This is a genomic window from Arthrobacter sp. Y3223164 (assembly GCF_059091005.1).
On sequence record NZ_JBNHGF010000780.1, the window covers coordinates 1 to 605 of the forward strand.

The following is a 605-nucleotide window of genomic DNA, read 5'->3' on the forward strand; positions in this document are numbered from 1 at the left end:
GTCGCGGCGCTGGCCTCCCGGCGCGCCTACCCGTTGGACTCCGGCTTCCGGCCCGGCTACAACGTGGCCGTCAATCTCATTGCGCGGCACGGCCACGAGGGCGCGCGCGCACTGCTGGCGCGGTCGTTCGCCAGTTTCCAAGCGGGGAGGTCCGGCCGGCCAAACCTCGGGGTTCATGAGGAAACCTTCGAGGGCCTGGTTCGGGTGCTCGCGCGGTACGGCTACCTGACGGTCGGTGCGCAAGGGGTGCTAATCGACGACGGCGGCGCGCGGCTGCGCGGGATTTACGGCGAGCGGGACCTGCTGGTCTGCCTGGGCCTGGACAGGGATGCCGCGCGACGGCTCAGCCCGGTTGAGCTTGCCGGTTTTGCCGCCGCCCTGGTGTACCGCAGCGGCAGGAGCCCGGCGGGGCCGGTGAAAATGCCGACCGGCGGGCTGCAGACCTCCTTCGACACCCTCACGGACGTCTGGGCGGAGCTGAACGTGCTGGAGCGGCGCTACCGGCTGCCGGGCACACCGGAACCGGAGACCGGGCTGGTCCGCCCGCTGTACGGCTGGGCGGCTGGCCGAAGCCTGGCCGACGTCCTGCCGGAGACGGGGCTGTC

Annotated in this window: 1 pseudogene; it reads left to right on the forward strand. The window is 72.2% G+C overall.

The features are described from left to right. Positions 1–605 (forward strand): annotated as a pseudogene (locus AC5RUJ_RS17970) (hypothetical protein); the annotation flags it as partial.